This is a genomic window from Candidatus Schekmanbacteria bacterium RIFCSPLOWO2_02_FULL_38_14, from assembly GCA_001790855.1.
Lineage (GTDB): Bacteria > Schekmanbacteria > GWA2-38-11 > GWA2-38-11 > GWA2-38-11 > 2-02-FULL-38-14-A.
In genome coordinates this window covers 1-15,760 of sequence record MGDH01000030.1, presented here as the reverse complement: position 1 = coordinate 15,760, position 15,760 = coordinate 1, and the positions used below count along the sequence as shown (strand labels likewise).

At 41.2% G+C, this 15,760-nt stretch carries 12 protein-coding genes and 1 tRNA gene; all 13 read left to right on the top strand.

What is annotated here, in order from left to right; translation table 11 throughout:
• Positions 1-89 precede the first annotated feature (89 nt).
• The gene (locus A3H37_00385) at positions 90-245 is read left to right on the top strand and encodes a 50S ribosomal protein L33 (GenBank protein OGL48997.1); all 156 of its coding nucleotides are present in this window, start codon (positions 90-92) and stop codon (positions 243-245) included.
• Positions 246-308: 63 nt separating this feature from the next.
• Positions 309-382, top strand: a tRNA-Trp gene (locus A3H37_00380).
• Between the two features lie 88 nt (positions 383-470).
• Positions 471-956 carry a preprotein translocase subunit SecE gene (locus A3H37_00375; protein ID OGL48996.1) on the top strand — a complete coding sequence of 162 codons (486 nt, stop codon included), beginning with the start codon at positions 471-473 and terminating at the stop codon, positions 954-956.
• Between the two features lie 66 nt (positions 957-1,022).
• A complete protein-coding gene (locus tag A3H37_00370) occupies positions 1,023-1,556 on the top strand; it encodes a transcription termination/antitermination factor NusG (protein ID OGL48995.1) in 534 nt (177 codons plus the stop codon).
• Positions 1,557-1,566: 10 nt separating this feature from the next.
• A complete protein-coding gene (locus tag A3H37_00365; GenBank protein OGL48994.1) occupies positions 1,567-1,998 on the top strand; it encodes a 50S ribosomal protein L11 in 432 nt (143 codons plus the stop codon).
• Between the two features lie 37 nt (positions 1,999-2,035).
• Positions 2,036-2,740: a 50S ribosomal protein L1 gene (locus A3H37_00360; GenBank protein OGL48993.1), complete on the top strand. Its 705-nt coding sequence runs from the start codon at positions 2,036-2,038 to the stop codon at positions 2,738-2,740.
• A gap of 19 nt (positions 2,741-2,759) precedes the next feature.
• A complete protein-coding gene (locus A3H37_00355) occupies positions 2,760-3,275 on the top strand; it encodes a 50S ribosomal protein L10 (protein ID OGL48992.1) in 516 nt (171 codons plus the stop codon).
• A gap of 27 nt (positions 3,276-3,302) precedes the next feature.
• Positions 3,303-3,692, top strand: coding sequence for a 50S ribosomal protein L7/L12 (locus tag A3H37_00350; protein OGL48991.1), 390 nt, complete (start codon positions 3,303-3,305; stop codon positions 3,690-3,692).
• A 31-nt stretch (positions 3,693-3,723) separates the two neighbouring features.
• Complete coding sequence (locus tag A3H37_00345) at positions 3,724-8,217, top strand: DNA-directed RNA polymerase subunit beta (protein OGL48990.1); 4,494 nt, start codon at positions 3,724-3,726, stop codon at positions 8,215-8,217.
• Positions 8,218-8,287: 70 nt separating this feature from the next.
• Positions 8,288-12,496: a DNA-directed RNA polymerase subunit beta' gene (locus A3H37_00340; protein OGL48989.1), complete on the top strand. Its 4,209-nt coding sequence runs from the start codon at positions 8,288-8,290 to the stop codon at positions 12,494-12,496.
• A 106-nt stretch (positions 12,497-12,602) separates the two neighbouring features.
• A complete protein-coding gene (locus A3H37_00335) occupies positions 12,603-12,974 on the top strand; it encodes a 30S ribosomal protein S12 (GenBank protein ID OGL48988.1) in 372 nt (123 codons plus the stop codon).
• A gap of 14 nt (positions 12,975-12,988) precedes the next feature.
• On the top strand, positions 12,989-13,462 hold the full coding sequence (locus A3H37_00330) for a 30S ribosomal protein S7 (protein OGL48987.1): 474 nt from the start codon (positions 12,989-12,991) through the stop codon (positions 13,460-13,462).
• A 16-nt stretch (positions 13,463-13,478) separates the two neighbouring features.
• Positions 13,479-15,572: a translation elongation factor G gene (locus A3H37_00325; GenBank protein ID OGL48998.1), complete on the top strand. Its 2,094-nt coding sequence runs from the start codon at positions 13,479-13,481 to the stop codon at positions 15,570-15,572.
• Positions 15,573-15,760 lie beyond the last annotated feature (188 nt).

Below are 15,760 nucleotides of genomic sequence, written 5' to 3'. Positions count from 1 at the left end.
AGAAGGAACTGAGGTTTGCAATAAGAGAGGGAGGAAGAACAGTGGGCGCGGGAGTAATAAGCGAAATAATTGCTTAAGAAGGAAAATTAATGGCTGAGAGAATAATAATTACTATGGCATGTGAGGTATGTAAAGAAAGGAATTATACTACTACCAAGAACAAGAGGACCACGCCTGACAGGCTGGGATTTTCTAAGTACTGCAGTTCTTGCAGAAAACATACCTTGCACAAGGAGACAAAATAGTTTGCAGGAGCTTAAGATTTGGAGTTTACTGTCTGCTTTTCTTGTAAAGAAGCAGGTTATAGTAGGCCAGTAGCTCTAACGGATAGAGCACCGGACTCCAAATCCGGGTGTTGGGGGTTCAAATCCCTCCTGGCCTGTGAAGATTGTTAGACAGTTTGAATAAAAAAACATATATGGAAGCCTGCAGGATATTTATTAAGGCTTTCAGGTTAAAGTAGGTTGGATATGTGGAAAAAGTTAAAGGAATTTTTCAAGGAAGTAAAGGTTGAATTAAAAAAAGTAAGCTGGCCCACCAGGCCAGAGACAACTGATTCTACCAAAGTTGTGATTATTGTTGTACTGGTAGTTGCTTTTTATCTTGGCATTGTAGATATTGTGCTTTCAAATAGTGTCAAAAGGATTCTTAATTCCGCTCCAAAAGCATCATTTGAAATAACTCCTGCCTCAGGGGATATAAATACAACTTTTACATTTAATGCAACCAATTCCTATGATAAAGAAGACGATGTTTCGCTGCTTATGGTGAGGTGGGATTTTGATAATGATGGTATATGGGATTATCCAAGCAGCGGATATGCAAAGATAAAAAGTGCCACGCATAAGTTTTCAAAACATGGTGTTTATACAGTTAAACTGAATGTAAAGGATTCATTTGGTTCAAATGACACAGTATTAAGAAGGATTACGGTTCTGAAGCAAAAGAACCTGTAAATGCAGCAGCTACGGAAAATCCGGTGAAGTAAATTATAAAAACTGATTTTTTAAAGGTAACAGAAAATGGCAAAAAAATGGTATGTGGTACATGCCTATTCAGGTTATGAAAATAAGGTCAAATTAGCTATTGAGGAGCTTATAAAGAAACAGACTCTTCTGGATAAGGTTTCAAGAGTGCTGGTCCCTTCTGAAAATGTGACCAATTTAAGAAAAGGGGTTAGAGTTACTACTTCAAGAAAATTCTTTCCCGGATATGTGCTTGTAGAGATGGAGATGGATGATGAAACATGGCATATCATTAAAAACATACCAAAGGTTACCGGGTTTCTTGGAGGCTCAAAAAACCCGAGTCCGTTAAGGAATGATGAGATAGATAAAATCTTAAACCAGTCTGTTACAGGAACGAGCAAATCCAAGCTTAAAGACAGATTTACTAAAGGTGAGGCAGTCAGGGTAGTTGATGGTCCTTTTGAAAGTTTTTCAGGAGTTGTAGAAGAGGCAAATATGGAGAAGGAGAAGATAAAAGTAATGGTATCAATCTTTGGAAGATCAACTCCTGTTGAGTTTGAGTTTTTACAGGTGGAAAAAATAACTTGAGGAGATATGTATGGCTAAAAAAAAGGTATTGACTCAGATTAAATTACAGATTCCTGCAGGTCAGGCAAATCCTTCGCCTCCTGTTGGACCTGCACTTGGTCAGCACGGGGTGAACATTATGGAGTTTTGCAAAACCTTCAATGCAAAAACTCAAGCCTTGGAGCCAGGGATAATAACGCCGGTTGAGATAACCGTATTCAGTGACCGTTCTTTTACATTTATTGTTAAAACACCACCTGCTTCAATTCTTCTGAAAAAGGCTGCAGGCGTAGCAAAGGGTGCTTCAGATCAGCTTAAGCAAAAGGTTGGAAAAGTAACAAAAGCTCAGATAGCAGAGATAGCCAAGCTGAAGTTGCCTGACCTTAATACAACTAATATTGAGGCAGCTATAAGGACTGTAGAAGGTACAGCCAGAAGCATGGGGATTCAGGTTCAGGAATAAATACAGCAAAATTTGAGTTAAGGAGGAAAAGCTGAATATGGCAAGAGCGGGTAAAAGATACAAAAGTATCCTGGAAACAGTAGACAGGGAAAAGATTTATGACATTGAAAAGGCTTTTGAGTTGGCAAGGGCTTCTGCAAAGGCTAAGTTTGATGAGTCAATTGATATAGCAGTAAATCTCGGAGTTGACCCGAAGCATGCAGACCAGATGATAAGAGGGACGGTTGTGCTTCCAAATGGTATTGGGAAAAAGGTCAGGGTTTTAGCAATTGCAAAGGGTGAGAAAGAGAGGGAGGCAAAAGAGGCAGGCGCTGATTTTATTGGCGGAGAGGATATCATTAAAAAAATTCAGGATGGATGGCTTGATTTTGACAGGGTTGTGGCAACTCCTGATATGATGAGTTCTGTAGGAAAACTCGGCAAGATTCTTGGTCCGAGAGGATTGATGCCAAATCCAAAAACAGGAACAATAAGCTTTGATATAGGAAGGACTGTAAAGGAAATAAAATCAGGCAAAATTGAATTTAAGGTTGAAAAGGCAGGAATTGTTCACTGTTCGGTGGGGAAAGCCTCATTTGATGTGGCTAAACTGGTGGAAAATTTCAGGGCTTTTATAAACGCTGTAATCAGGCTTAAGCCTGCTTCAAGCAAGGGGAAATATATAAAAAAGATAACAGTATCTTCTACAATGGGAGTCGGGGTTAAAATAGATACTGGGCAAGTTATGAATATAGTTAAGTGACGAGACTGGAGGTAGCAAAGTGAAAAGAGAACTTAAAAAAGAAAAAATTCAATACCTGAAAGATCGTTTTAATTCAGCAAGCGCAGGTATTTTGAGTGATTATCGAGGGCTTACTGTTAAGGAGGTGACTGAGCTCAGAAGAAAGCTCAGAAAGGCAGGAGCAGAGCTCAGAGTTGTAAAGAACACACTGGCTGATATGGCTTCAGATGGGACAGATTTCAGCCAGATTAAGGAACATTTCTCAGGACCAACTGCTGTAACATTATGCTTTTCAGACCCTGTGGCATCTGCAAAGATTTTACTGGATTTTTCCAAAGTAAATCCAAAGCTTCAACTCAAGGCGGGGGTTTTTGAGGGGAGTTCTCTTGGCATTTCTGAGATAAAAGAGCTCGCAAATACTCCACCCAGGGAAGTTTTACTTGCAAGGATGATGGCTTCGTTTAATGCTCCAGCCAGCGGTATGGTCAATGTGCTTGGCGGAGTTTTAAGAGGTTTTATAAACGTGATTTCAGCAATCAGTGATAAAAAGAAATAAGGATAATTTTTCAAAAAGGAGATAAAAATGGAAGAAACGGCAACAACAAAGGAAGAAGTAGTTAAGTTTATAGAAAATATGACAGTTCTTGAGCTTTCAAAATTTGTTAAAGAGCTTGAGGAAAAATTTGGGGTAACAGCTGCTTCGGCAATGCCGATTGGAATGCAGATGTCTGCAGCCCAGCCTGCAGAGGCTAAGGAGGAGAAAACAGAGTTTACAGTGGTCTTAACAAGTGCCGGAAGCAACAAGATCCAGGTAATAAAAGAGGTGAGAGCAATTACAGGGCTTGGCCTTAAGGACGCCAAGGACCTGGTTGACGGAGCTCCTAAAACAGTAAAAGAAGGTATTGCAAAGGCAGAAGCAGAAGAGATGAAGAAAAAGCTTGAAGCTGTTGGAGCCACAATAGAGCTGAAATAGCACTTTTTACTCTTATTTTTTAGGAGAGGATATGGAAGAATTGGAGTTTAATGATCGTATTTTGAGGAAGGATTTTGGGAAAATCCCAATTGTTATGGGAATTCCTTCACTCATTGAGGTTCAGCAAAGGTCCTTTGAAGATTTCCTTCAGATGGATATGCTGCCAGAAAACAGAGAAGAGGTGGGACTTCAGGCAGTATTCAGAGAAATATTCCCAATAAAGGACTATACAGAAAAGATTTCTCTTGAGTTTATAAGCTATGAGCTCGGTCAGTGGGAATGCAAATGCGGAAAACTTAAAGGTATGCAGGAGAGATATACAATTGTCTGCTCTAAGTGCAGTCATTCCAAGATTTCTGAACTCTCAGGTACAAAATGCCCTGAATGCAGCGGAAGGGTTTTCTACAAGAGATGTCAGGAGTGCAATTCACGGGTCAGCTTAAAGCTTAAATACAGTGTATCTGAATGTCTGGAAAGGGGAAAGACATTTGCAGTTCCCCTGAAAGTAAAGGTTCAGTTAATAATGTGGGAAGATACTGAGGAGGGTGAGAAGAATATAAGGGAGATAAAGGAGCAGGAAGTATATCTCGGAGAGTTCCCTCTCATGACAGAGGTCATAGATGATGAAAATGAAAAAATAAGCGTAGGCTGTAACGGAACATTTATAATAAACGGTACTGAGAGAGTGATTGTAAGTCAAATGCACAGGTCACCAGGAGTATTTTTTACCCATGACCGAGGCAAGGGACACTCAAGCGGAAAACTCCTCTATTCATGCCGTGTCATTCCATACAGGGGTTCGTGGCTTGATTTTGAATTTGATTATAAAGACATACTCTATGTGAAAATAGATAAAAGAAGAAAGATTCCAATAACAGTATTCCTGAAAGCACTTGGTTTCAGCACAGAGGATATCCTCAGACAGTTCTACAAAACAGATAAAATCAAGTTAAACCATAAGGAAAAAACTCTGTCAAAAATACTTCAGAAAACAGTCATAGGGCAAAAGGCTCCTGTAGATTTGAAAGACCCGAAAACAGGGGAACTGATTTTAAAGGAAAACCGCAAAATTACCCTAAAGGCTTTCCAGTCCCTTAAGGCAAGCGGAGTGGAGAATATTCCTGTAAACATGGATGAGCTTTCTGAAATGATTCTGGCATCTGATGTGGTAGATTCAAAAACCGGAGAGGTGCTTGGGGAGTGCGGTGAGAGACTGACTGATGAGTTTATTGATAAAATACTCCAGACCAATATTACAAAAGTTGACATTCTTGCCGGAGATGAGGAGTATTTTGACCTCTGCATAAGCAAGACGCTTGAAATAGATAAGTGTAACTCGCAACAGAATGCACTTGAGGAAATTTACAGAAGAATCAGGCCGGGAGATCCTCCTACAAAGGAAACGGCTTCAAGCCTGTTCAATGCCCTGCTTTTTGATCCAAAACGATATGATCTTTCGAGGGTTGGAAGATTAAAATTAAATGAAAAATTAGCTCTCGAACATTCTCTGGATTTAAAAGTTCTTACCAAGGAGGATATAATCCAGACCATAGGATGTCTGATTAAGCTGAAAAACGGAATTGGAGAGATTGATGACATTGACCATCTTGGAAACAGGCGGGTTAGAACAGTGGGTGAGCTTCTGGAAAATCAGTTCAGAATAGGGCTTGTCAGGCTGGAGAGGGCAATTAAGGAAAGAATGAGAATGAACATCCAGGATTCAGAAACCTTAATGCCAACTGATTTGATAAATTCAAAGCCTGTTACTGCAGTAATAAAAGAATTTTTCGGGTCAAGCCAGCTATCCCAGTTTATGGATCAGACAAATCCTCTCTCTGAACTCACGCACAAAAGAAGGTTGTCGGCGCTTGGACCCGGAGGCCTTACGCGTGAAAGGGCTGGGTTTGAAGTCAGGGATGTGCAGCCAAGCCATTACGGGAGAATCTGTCCAATAGAAACTCCAGAAGGACCAAACATCGGATTGATAGCTTCTCTCAGTACTTATGCGAGAGTAAACGAGTTTGGTTTTATTGAGACCCCTTATCGCAGGGTTGTAAACGGGCGTGTCAGCAGCGCGGTTGAATTCCTTTCCGCAAACAAGGAGGATAAGTTTAATATTGCACAGGCAAATGCACCTGTTGATAAAAGCGGGAAACTTATGTCTGACAGAATTTCTGCAAGAAGAGGGGGCGATTTTGTAATACTTCCTCCTGAGAGAGTTGACTATATAGACGTTTCCCCAAAACAGCTTGTCAGCGTTGCTACTGCGCTTATTCCGTTCTTGGAGCATGATGATGCAAACCGCGCCCTGATGGGTTCCAACATGCAGCGCCAGAGTGTTCCGCTTCTCTGCCCGCAGGCTCCGCTTGTAGGAACAGGAATGGAATCAATTGTGGCGCGAGAGTGCGGATGTGTTGTTGTGGCAAGAAGAAGCGGAATAGTAGAAAATGTTAGCGCCGCAAGAATTGTTATAATGGCTGGGGGAGAGAATGATGATGGTGCTGGCGAAAGCACAAATGTAGATATTTACACCCTTAAAAAGTTTCAGCGTTCAAACCAGAATACCTGCATAAACCAGAGGCCGCTTGTAAAAAAGGGTGAGAATATAGTGAAGGGGCAGGTCATTGCAGATGGTCCCTCTACTGATAAGGGCGATTTAGCCCTCGGCCGCAATGTGCTTGTGGCATTTATGCCATGGGAAGGTTATAACTTTGAGGATTCAATAGTAGTAAGCGAGAAACTGGTTAAGAATGACAGTTATACATCACTCCATATTGAAAGGTATGATGTGGAGGCAAGAGATACAAAATTCGGTCCGGAAGAGATTACGAGAGATATACCAAATATTGGAGAAGGGGCTTTAAAGAATCTGGATGAAAGCGGCATAGTGTATATTGGAGCAAAGATAAAGGCAGGAGATATAATGGTGGGAAAAATAACTCCAAAAGGTGAGTCCCAGCTTTCTCCTGAGGAGAAACTCTTAAGGGCAATATTCGGGGAAAAGGCAAGAGATGTTCGCGATACCTCCCTTAAAATGCCTCCGGGCGCAGAGGGTGTTGTTATAGATGTAAAGGTTTTTTCGAGAAAGGGTGTGGATAAAGACGAGAGGAGCAAAACCATTGAGGATGAGGAGATTGGAAAGGCAGAAAAGAATTTTGATGATGAAATAAGAATTATAATGGAGGAAAGAAATAAAAAAATATACCGTATACTTCTCAATGCAGTAACAAAAGAGAAATACTATCACCATGAAACAGGAAAATCTATTCTTCCTAAAAACACAAAGATAACAGCTGCAAAGTTAAAAGCCATTTCTCCTGAAGAATACGGAAAAATCCAGATAAAGGATTCAGAGCTTCAGGACAGAATTGAAAATCTTATTGATAAAGCAGAAGACCAGATTCACATACTTGAGACAATAAGGGGTAAGAGAATTGCAAGGCTTCAAAAAGGAGATGAACTGGCGCCGGGAGTTATAAAGCTTGTAAAGGTTTATGTTGCAACAGAAAGAAAGCTTGCTGTCGGAGACAAGATTGCAGGACGCCATGGCAACAAGGGTGTTGTATCAAAGATAGTTCCGGAAGAGGATATGCCTTTTCTTCCTGACGGCACACCAATAGAGATGATACTAAATCCCCTGGGAGTTCCTTCAAGAATGAATGTCGGGCAGATTCTGGAAACCCATCTTGGATGGGCAGCAATGGAGCTTGGGAAAAAGGTTAAAGAACTTATTGACAGGACAAGCATATCTTCAGTTAAAAAAGATATTGAAGAGTGCATAGGATGGGAACTTGATGAAGACCTCAAGGCAGGGAAAACAGACTTGGTATTGTGTAAGAAGGGTGAGGTTGTAAATAAAGATATCATAGCACAGGCAAACTCACTCGGAGTCAAAGAAGCCCTTGTAAGAGATTATCCGTCTCTCAGAGCCAAAATTAAGGATATTTACAACAATCCAAAAATATCAAAGCATATAGATTCATTGAGTTCCGGAGATTTGAAGGATATGGTGAAAGAGCTGAAAAACGGGATATACATGTCAACACCCGTTTTTGACGGGGCATCAATAGATGATATAAAGAAACTTTTGGAAGAAGCAAACCTTCCAAAATCAGGGAAGATTGTTCTTTTCGATGGCAAGACAGGTGAGTCTTTTGACCAGGAAGTAACAGTGGGATATATTTATATAAGCAAACTTCATCATCTTGTTGATGATAAACTCCACGCAAGGTCAATTGGTCCCTATTCGCTTGTTACCCAGCAGCCCCTTGGAGGAAAATCTCAGTTTGGAGGGCAGAGACTTGGAGAAATGGAGGTATGGGCACTTGAGGCTTATGGTGCTGCCTATACCCTTCAGGAAATGCTTACAGTCAAATCTGATGACCTCTCTGGAAGAACAGCGATGTATGAGTCAATTGTAAAAGGAGAGAATCCTCCTGAGCCTGGACTCCCGGAATCCTTTAATGTTCTGCTAAAGGAACTGCAGAGCTTGGCTTTGGATGTTGAACTCGTTCAGAGAGATTAGACTGTAGAGGCTCAAAAATTTGAGTCCCTATGATAATATTGCAAATTTAAAATTATAAGGAGAAAAAATCTTGGATGATTTTATTTCTCATTTTAACGAAGCAAAAGACCCAATAAAATTTAACGCAATAAAAATATCCCTGGCTTCGCCTGAAAGAATAAGATCGTGGTCGTATGGGGAAGTCACCAAACCTGAGACAATAAACTACCGCACATTTAAGCCTGAAAGGGATGGTTTGTTCTGTGCTAAAATTTTTGGTCCTATCAAGGACTGGGAGTGTAACTGCGGTAAATACAAGAGAATGAAGCACAGAGGTATAACTTGCGAGAAATGCGGTGTTGAGGTAATTCAGTCAAAGGTAAGACGTGAGAGGATGGGCCATATTGAGCTTGCTTCACCGGTTGCGCATGTATGGTTTTTAAAAGGGCTTCCCAGCAGAGTCGGTGCTCTGCTTAATATGTCACTAAAGGTGCTTGAAAGGGTTCTCTATTTTGAAGCCTTTGTTGTAATTGAAGAAGGAGAACCAAAAAATAAAAACGGAGTTGATAACCCTTACAGGGACAACGACCTTTTAACAGAAGACCAGTATGCAAAAGTCATAGAGGGAAAATGGTGTATAGAAGATGGCAAGGAGATATGCCAGATATGCGGCGCAGCATGGGAAGGGGCTGCCAACAAAATTGAAGAGCATCTTAAAGCTCACAATCTCACAACAGATGAATACAGGAATCAGTACAACTCAGCGCCACAGGGATTCCAGGCAGGAATCGGAGCAGAGGCATTGAGGTACCTTCTAAAAAGTCTTAACCTTGACAGCCTTTCAGAATCGCTTCGCAAGGAAATCAATAAATCAAAATCAGTTCAGAGCAAAAAGAATTTAACAAAGAGATTGCGCATAGTTGAGGCTTTCAGGCGTTCAGCTAATAAGCCTGAATGGATGATTTTGGGTGTTATACCTGTTATCCCTCCTGAGCTGAGACCTCTTGTTCCTCTTGAAGGGGGAAGGTTTGCCACATCAGATTTAAATGACCTCTACAGAAGGGTTATTAACAGGAATAACAGGCTAAAAAGACTGAGAGAGCTTGAAGCTCCTGATGTTATTATCAGAAATGAAAAGAGAATGCTTCAGGAATCAGTTGATGCACTGTTTGACAACGGAAGGCGCGGAAGGGCTTTGAAGGGAGCAAATCAGAGACCATTGAAATCTCTCAGTGATATGCTTAAGGGAAAACAGGGAAGGTTCAGGCAGAACCTTTTGGGTAAAAGGGTGGATTACTCAGGAAGGTCAGTTATTGTTGTTGGCCCAACTCTGAAGCTTAATCAGTGCGGTATTCCTAAAATGATGGCTCTGGAGCTTTTCAAGCCTTTCATCTATCACAAACTTGAGAAAAAAGGGTTTGTGACGACCATCAAGGGCGCGAAAAAAATGGTTGATAAACTCAGACCAGAGGTATGGGATATTCTTGATGAGGTCATAAAGGACCACCCAGTGCTCCTGAACCGCGCACCAACTCTTCACAGACTTGGAATACAGGCTTTTGACCCTATACTAATTGAGGGGAAGGCCATAAGGGTTCATCCCCTTGTTTGCGCAGCTTTTAATGCGGATTTTGACGGTGACCAGATGGCTGTACACGTGCCTCTTTCAAGCGAGGCCCAGCTTGAGGCAAGACTGCTGATGATGTCAATAAATAATATTCTTTCACCTGCCGACGGAAGACCTCTGGCTGTTCCGAGCCAGGATATAGTTCTCGGGCTCTATTACCTGACAAAACCTCTAGCTGGGGTAAAAGGCGAGGGAAAATGTTTTTCAAGTGTTTCAGAGGTAATAATAGCATGTGATATGAATGAGCTTGATATTCATTCCAGGATAGAAGTGAGGATAAACGGACACAGGGTAAAGACAACAGCCGGAAGGACAATTTTATATGATATTGTTCCAAAAGAAATACCGTTTGAGCTTGTTGACAAGGAGATGAAGAAAAAGAACATCTCAGAGATTGTGGGTTATTGCTACAGGATTGTGGGACCGAGAAAGACTGTGGAATTTCTTGATAAATTAAAGGAACTCGGATTCAAATATGCGACTAAAGCCGGAATTTCAATATGCGTAGATGATCTCAAGGTTCCAAAGAAAAAACCATTGCTTCTTGAAGGTGCAAGAAACGATATAATCAAAATCGATAAACAGCACAGGGAGGGAGCAATAACTGCAGGGGAGCGGTATAATAAGGTAATAGATACCTGGGCTCATGCTACAGAGAAACTTTCAGAAGAGCTCTTAAGTGAACTCAAGACAGATGATGAGAGAGTTACGAATGTGGAGTGTACAAAAGGGAGTTACTACAACCCAATATATATGATGATTGATTCCGGTGCCAGGGGTTCTTCCCAGCAGGTGCAGCAGCTGGCAGGAATGAGGGGCTTGATGGCAAAGCCTTCAGGAGAGATAATTGAAACCCCGATTGAGTCAAATTTCAAGGAAGGGCTCTCAGTGCTTGAATACTTTATTTCAACTCACGGAGCCAGAAAGGGACTTGCTGATACAGCACTTAAAACAGCAAACTCAGGTTACCTGACAAGAAGGCTTGTTGATGTTGCCCAGGATTTAATTATTTTTAAAGAAGACTGCGGAACGCTTGATGGGATTGAGCTGGATGCATTGATGGAGGGAGGAGAGATAATTGAACCTCTCGGTGAAAGAATTTTGGGAAGGAATGCACTTGATGACATACTAGACCCTGTGACAGAAGAGGTGATCGTAAAAGCAAACGATGAGATAGATGAAGAAATAGTTGAGAAAATAGAAGATCTGGGAATAGACAAGGTCAAGATCCGCTCAGTTTTAACATGTGAATCAAGAACCGGTGTATGCGTGAAATGCTATGGCAGAAACCTTGCAAACGGCAAGATGATAGAGATAGGAGATACGGTTGGGATAATTGCTGCCCAGTCAATAGGTGAGCCGGGAACACAGCTTACAATGAGAACATTCCACATTGGTGGTACTGCAAGCGGCGGCGCGACTCTTTCCATGCGCCATTCAAAAAACCCTGGAAAGGTCAGATTTGAAAATCTAAAGACCCTGAAGACCAAAGACAGAGAACTTGTTGTTATCAGCAGAAAGAGTTTGCTGATTGTTGAGGAGGGGAAAAAACGTTTCAGGAATTACCAAGTTGAATATGGCGCAAAGATGAAGGTTAAGGATAAAGAGGAGGTAAAGGCAGGGCAACTCCTGTTTGAATGGGATCCTCACAGCAAAGTAATAATCTGCGAGAAAACAGGGAAGGTCAAGTTCGGGGACATCATTGAAAATGTAACAATGCAGGAAGAGGTTGATAAAGTTACAGGACATTCAAAGAAGGTTATAGTAGAGCATAAGGAGGAAAAGAAACAGCCGCGAATTTCAATAAAAGATGACAACAATAAAACCTGTGCAAGATATATTCTTCCGACAGGAGCTCGTCTTGAAGTTAATGAGGGAGATGCAATCTCAGCAGGAGAGGTTATAGTAAAAATCCCGAGAGAAACGACCAAGACAAAAGATATAACTGTAGGTCTTCCAAGGGTTGAAGAGCTTCTTGAGTCAAGAAAACCAAAGGATCAGGCTATAATAAGCGAGATTGACGGAAGAGTAAGGTTTGAAGGTTTCATAAAGGGAATGCGCAAGATTGTTATCTCACCCGACAAGGGAGAGCCAAAGGAATATCTGATTCCTAAAGGAAAACACATAAGTGTTCAGGAGGATGAATTTGTAAAAGCTGGTGAACCTCTGATGGACGGCTCGCCCAACCCGCACGATATCCTGAAAGTCCTGGGTCCAAAAGAGCTTCAGAAGTATATGGTCGCTGGAGTTCAGGAAGTTTACAAGCTTCAGGGAGTCAACATAAATGATAAACACATAGAAATAATCGTGAGACAGATGCTGAAGAAAGTGAAGATAAAGGATTCCGGAGATACAGACTTTATCATAGGGCAGCCCGTTGACAGGTTTGAAGTGATAGATGAAAATGCAAAGATGACAAAGAGCAAAAAGAAGCCTGCTGACTGGGAACCAATACTTCTTGGGATAACCAAGGCATCTCTGACAACAGAAAGTTTCATGGCAGCTGCATCATTCCAGGAAACAACGAGAATCCTGACTGAAGCAAGTATAAACGGAAAAATAGATAACCTGAAGGGTCTGAAAGAGAATGTAATTATGGGAAGGCTTATACCTGCAGGAACAGGACTTAAAAAATATAAGAATCTGAAACTCAATCTTAGCGAAAGAGAATAGAAAGAGTTTTTGGTTTTTAAATTTTCCTCTTGACAAATAAACTTCATGTTGGTAATAAGACCGACCTTTTCAATGCTTGGAAAGGTAATGGTTAGTTTAATTTTTTATGCCAACAATAAATCAATTAGTTAGAAATGGACGCAAGGCACTCAAGGAGAAGTCATCCTCTTCTGCGTTAAACCGTTCTCCTCAAAAGAGAGGTGTGTGTGTCAGGGTTTATACAACGACCCCGAAAAAACCAAACTCAGCTTTAAGAAAGGTTGCAAGAGTAAGGCTTACAAACGGGTTTGAGATTACATCCTATATTCCGGGTATTGGTCACAATCTTCAGGAGCATTCCATAGTATTGATAAGGGGTGGAAGAGTAAAGGACTTACCGGGTGTGCGTTATCACATTGTACGTGGGTCTCTTGATTCTGTCGGGGTTGCTGACAGGAAGAAGAGCAGGTCCAAGTATGGTGCTAAAAGAGCCAAGTAACATTAAAATAAATTATGCCAAGAAAAAAGCTTTTTAAAAAGAGAGTAATTTCATCAGACTTAAAATACAACTCTGTGCTTATACAGAGGTTCATTAACGGAATCATGAAAAATGGAAAGAAAAGACTGGCTGAAAAGGTTTTCTATGATGCAATTGATATAATGGAAGAGAAAACCAAATTAAAAGAACCCATAAACCTGTTTCAGAAGGCAATAGAAAATGTTAGGCCCTCTCTTGAAGTAAAATCAAGAAGAGTCGGTGGTTCAACATACCAGATACCTATAGAGGTTCCTTCAGACCGCAGGGTATCTCTTGCTATAAGATGGATAATTGGTTTTGCCAAGAAGAGAAAAGGTGGTGATATGCAGCATAAGCTTGCTGATGAACTGATTGATGCAGCTAACAACACAGGGTCTGCTGTTAAGAAGAAGATAGATACCCACAAGATGGCTGAAGCAAACAAAGCCTTTGCCCACTATAAATGGTGATGAGAGGATTTCCGGAATGCCAAGAATTATACCCCTTAATATGACTAGAAATATTGGAATTATGGCACACATAGATGCTGGCAAAACCACCACTACTGAGAGGATACTGTATTATACCGGCATATCCCATAAAATGGGCGAGGTTCATGACGGAACAGCTACAATGGACTGGATGGAGCAGGAGCAGGAAAGAGGCATTACCATTACTTCTGCTGCGACAACATGCTTCTGGCGCGACTTAAGGGTTAACATAATAGATACACCAGGCCATGTGGATTTTACAATTGAGGTTGAGAGATCTCTGAGGGTTCTTGACGGGGCTGTTGCAGTTTTTTGCGCAGTAGGCGGGGTAGAGCCTCAGTCAGAGACTGTGTGGAGACAGGCAGATAAATACAAGGTTCCGAGAATTGCCTTTGTCAATAAGATGGACAGAGTTGGAGCAGACCTTTTCCGCTGCATTAATATGATGAAGACCAGACTTGGCGCCAATCCGGTATTGATTCAGCTTCCGCTGGGCAAGGAGGGAGACTTCTACGGAGTTATTGATTTAATAAAAATGAAAGCAATCTGCTATGATGAAGATACGCTGGGATCAAAGTATACTATAAGAGAAATTCCGGAGCAGGAGTTAAATAGTGCAAAGGAATACAGAGAAAAAATGATAGAAAGTTTATGCGATGTAAATGAAGAAATTATGCATAGTTTTTTATCCGGAGAGAATGTTAAAGAGGAAGTTCTGTTAAAGACAATAAGAGAAGGCACTGTAAAAAACAAGATAACACCAGTGATTTGCGGTACGGCATTCAAAAATAAAGGGGTGCAGTTGCTTTTGGATGCAGTGGTGGATTTTCTTCCATCACCAATAGATATCCCTCCAACAGAAGGCATTGACTCCAATAAAAAAGAAAAAGTTTTAATTCTGGCTGATGATAATAAACCCTTTACAGCCTTAGCCTTTAAAATAATGGCAGACCCCTTTGTTGGTCAGCTGACATTCTTCAGGGTTTATTCAGGAGTTCTTAACTCAGGGTCCTATATTTATAATTCGACCAAGGGAGTAAAGGAAAGAATCGGGCGGTTGCTTAAAATGCATGCAAACAAAAGGGAAGAGATAAAGGAAGTTAATGCAGGAGATATTGCGGCTGCTGTAGGGCTTAAAAGCACTTTTACCGGAGATACACTCTGTACAAATGAATACCCTATAATTCTTGAAGCGATGACATTTCCTGAGCCGGTTATTTCAGTTGCAATAGAACCAAAAACAAAGGCAGATGAGGAGAAGCTTGGAACTGCTTTATCCAAGCTGGCACAGGAAGACCCGTCATTTAAAGTGTCATTCGACACAGAGACAAGCCAGACAATAATATCCGGGATGGGAGAACTTCATCTTGAAATACTTGTAGACAGGATGCTCAGGGAATTTAAGGTTGCCGCAAATGTTGGAAAGCCGCAGGTTGCTTACAAAGAGACAATTAAAAATTCCTTTGAGGCAGAAGGAAAGTTTATAAGACAGTCAGGAGGCAGAGGGCAATACGGTCACGTATGGCTTAAAGTAGAACCTTCTGAGCATGGGAAGGGATTTCAATTTGTAAATGATATAGTTGGCGGAGCTATACCAAGAGAATATATATCTGCTGTTGAAAAGGGTGTTAAGGAAGCGACAGAAAACGGGGTACTTGCAGGTTATCCTATAGTTGATATCACAGTAACAGTCTTTGACGGTTCTTTCCATGAGGTTGACTCATCTGAAATGGCATTCAAAATTGCAGCTTCAATGGCGTTTAAGTCTGCTGTTAAGAATTCCCAGCCAAGACTAATTGAGCCTATAATGAGTGTTGAGGTTGTTGTTCCTGAAGAATATGTTGGAGACATAATTGGAGACATTAATTCCAGAAGAGGCCATATTAAGGGGATGGAAGTCAGACCCGGTACGCAGATTATTAAGGCTACAGTACCGCTTGCAGAAATGTTTGGATATGCTACTGTTATAAGGTCTATGACACAGGGAAGGGCTACATATACAATGCAATTCTACTATTATGATGAGGTGCCAAAGGGAATAGCTGAGGAGATTATTACCAAGGTTCAGGGGGTAGAGAAAGTAGCCTGATAATAGTTTAGAAGTTTCAGGGTTAAGGAGTTTTTGAAATTTAATTAGGAGGGTGGTATTATGAGTAAGGCTAAGTTTGAGCGCAAGAAGCCACATGTAAACATAGGGACGATAGGGCATATAGACCACGGTAAGACGACATTGACCAGTGCGTTGACGCGGGTATTGGCAACGAAGGGATATGCGGA

Bases quoted from the DNA above. Each gene is read 5' to 3' on its own strand.
- A3H37_00350 (OGL48991.1), top strand. From the start codon at position 3,303: ATGGAAGAAACGGCAACAACAAAGGAAGAAGTAGTTAAGTTTATAGAA.
- A3H37_00325 (OGL48998.1), top strand. From the start codon at position 13,479: ATGCCAAGAATTATACCCCTTAATATGACTAGAAATATTGGAATTATG.
- A3H37_00335 (OGL48988.1), top strand. From the start codon at position 12,603: ATGCCAACAATAAATCAATTAGTTAGAAATGGACGCAAGGCACTCAAG.
- A3H37_00360 (OGL48993.1), top strand. From the start codon at position 2,036: ATGGCAAGAGCGGGTAAAAGATACAAAAGTATCCTGGAAACAGTAGAC.
- A3H37_00370 (OGL48995.1), top strand. From the start codon at position 1,023: ATGGCAAAAAAATGGTATGTGGTACATGCCTATTCAGGTTATGAAAAT.
- A3H37_00345 (OGL48990.1), top strand. From the start codon at position 3,724: ATGGAAGAATTGGAGTTTAATGATCGTATTTTGAGGAAGGATTTTGGG.
- A3H37_00330 (OGL48987.1), top strand. From the start codon at position 12,989: ATGCCAAGAAAAAAGCTTTTTAAAAAGAGAGTAATTTCATCAGACTTA.
- A3H37_00375 (OGL48996.1), top strand. From the start codon at position 471: ATGTGGAAAAAGTTAAAGGAATTTTTCAAGGAAGTAAAGGTTGAATTA.
- A3H37_00385 (OGL48997.1), top strand. From the start codon at position 90: ATGGCTGAGAGAATAATAATTACTATGGCATGTGAGGTATGTAAAGAA.
- A3H37_00365 (OGL48994.1), top strand. From the start codon at position 1,567: ATGGCTAAAAAAAAGGTATTGACTCAGATTAAATTACAGATTCCTGCA.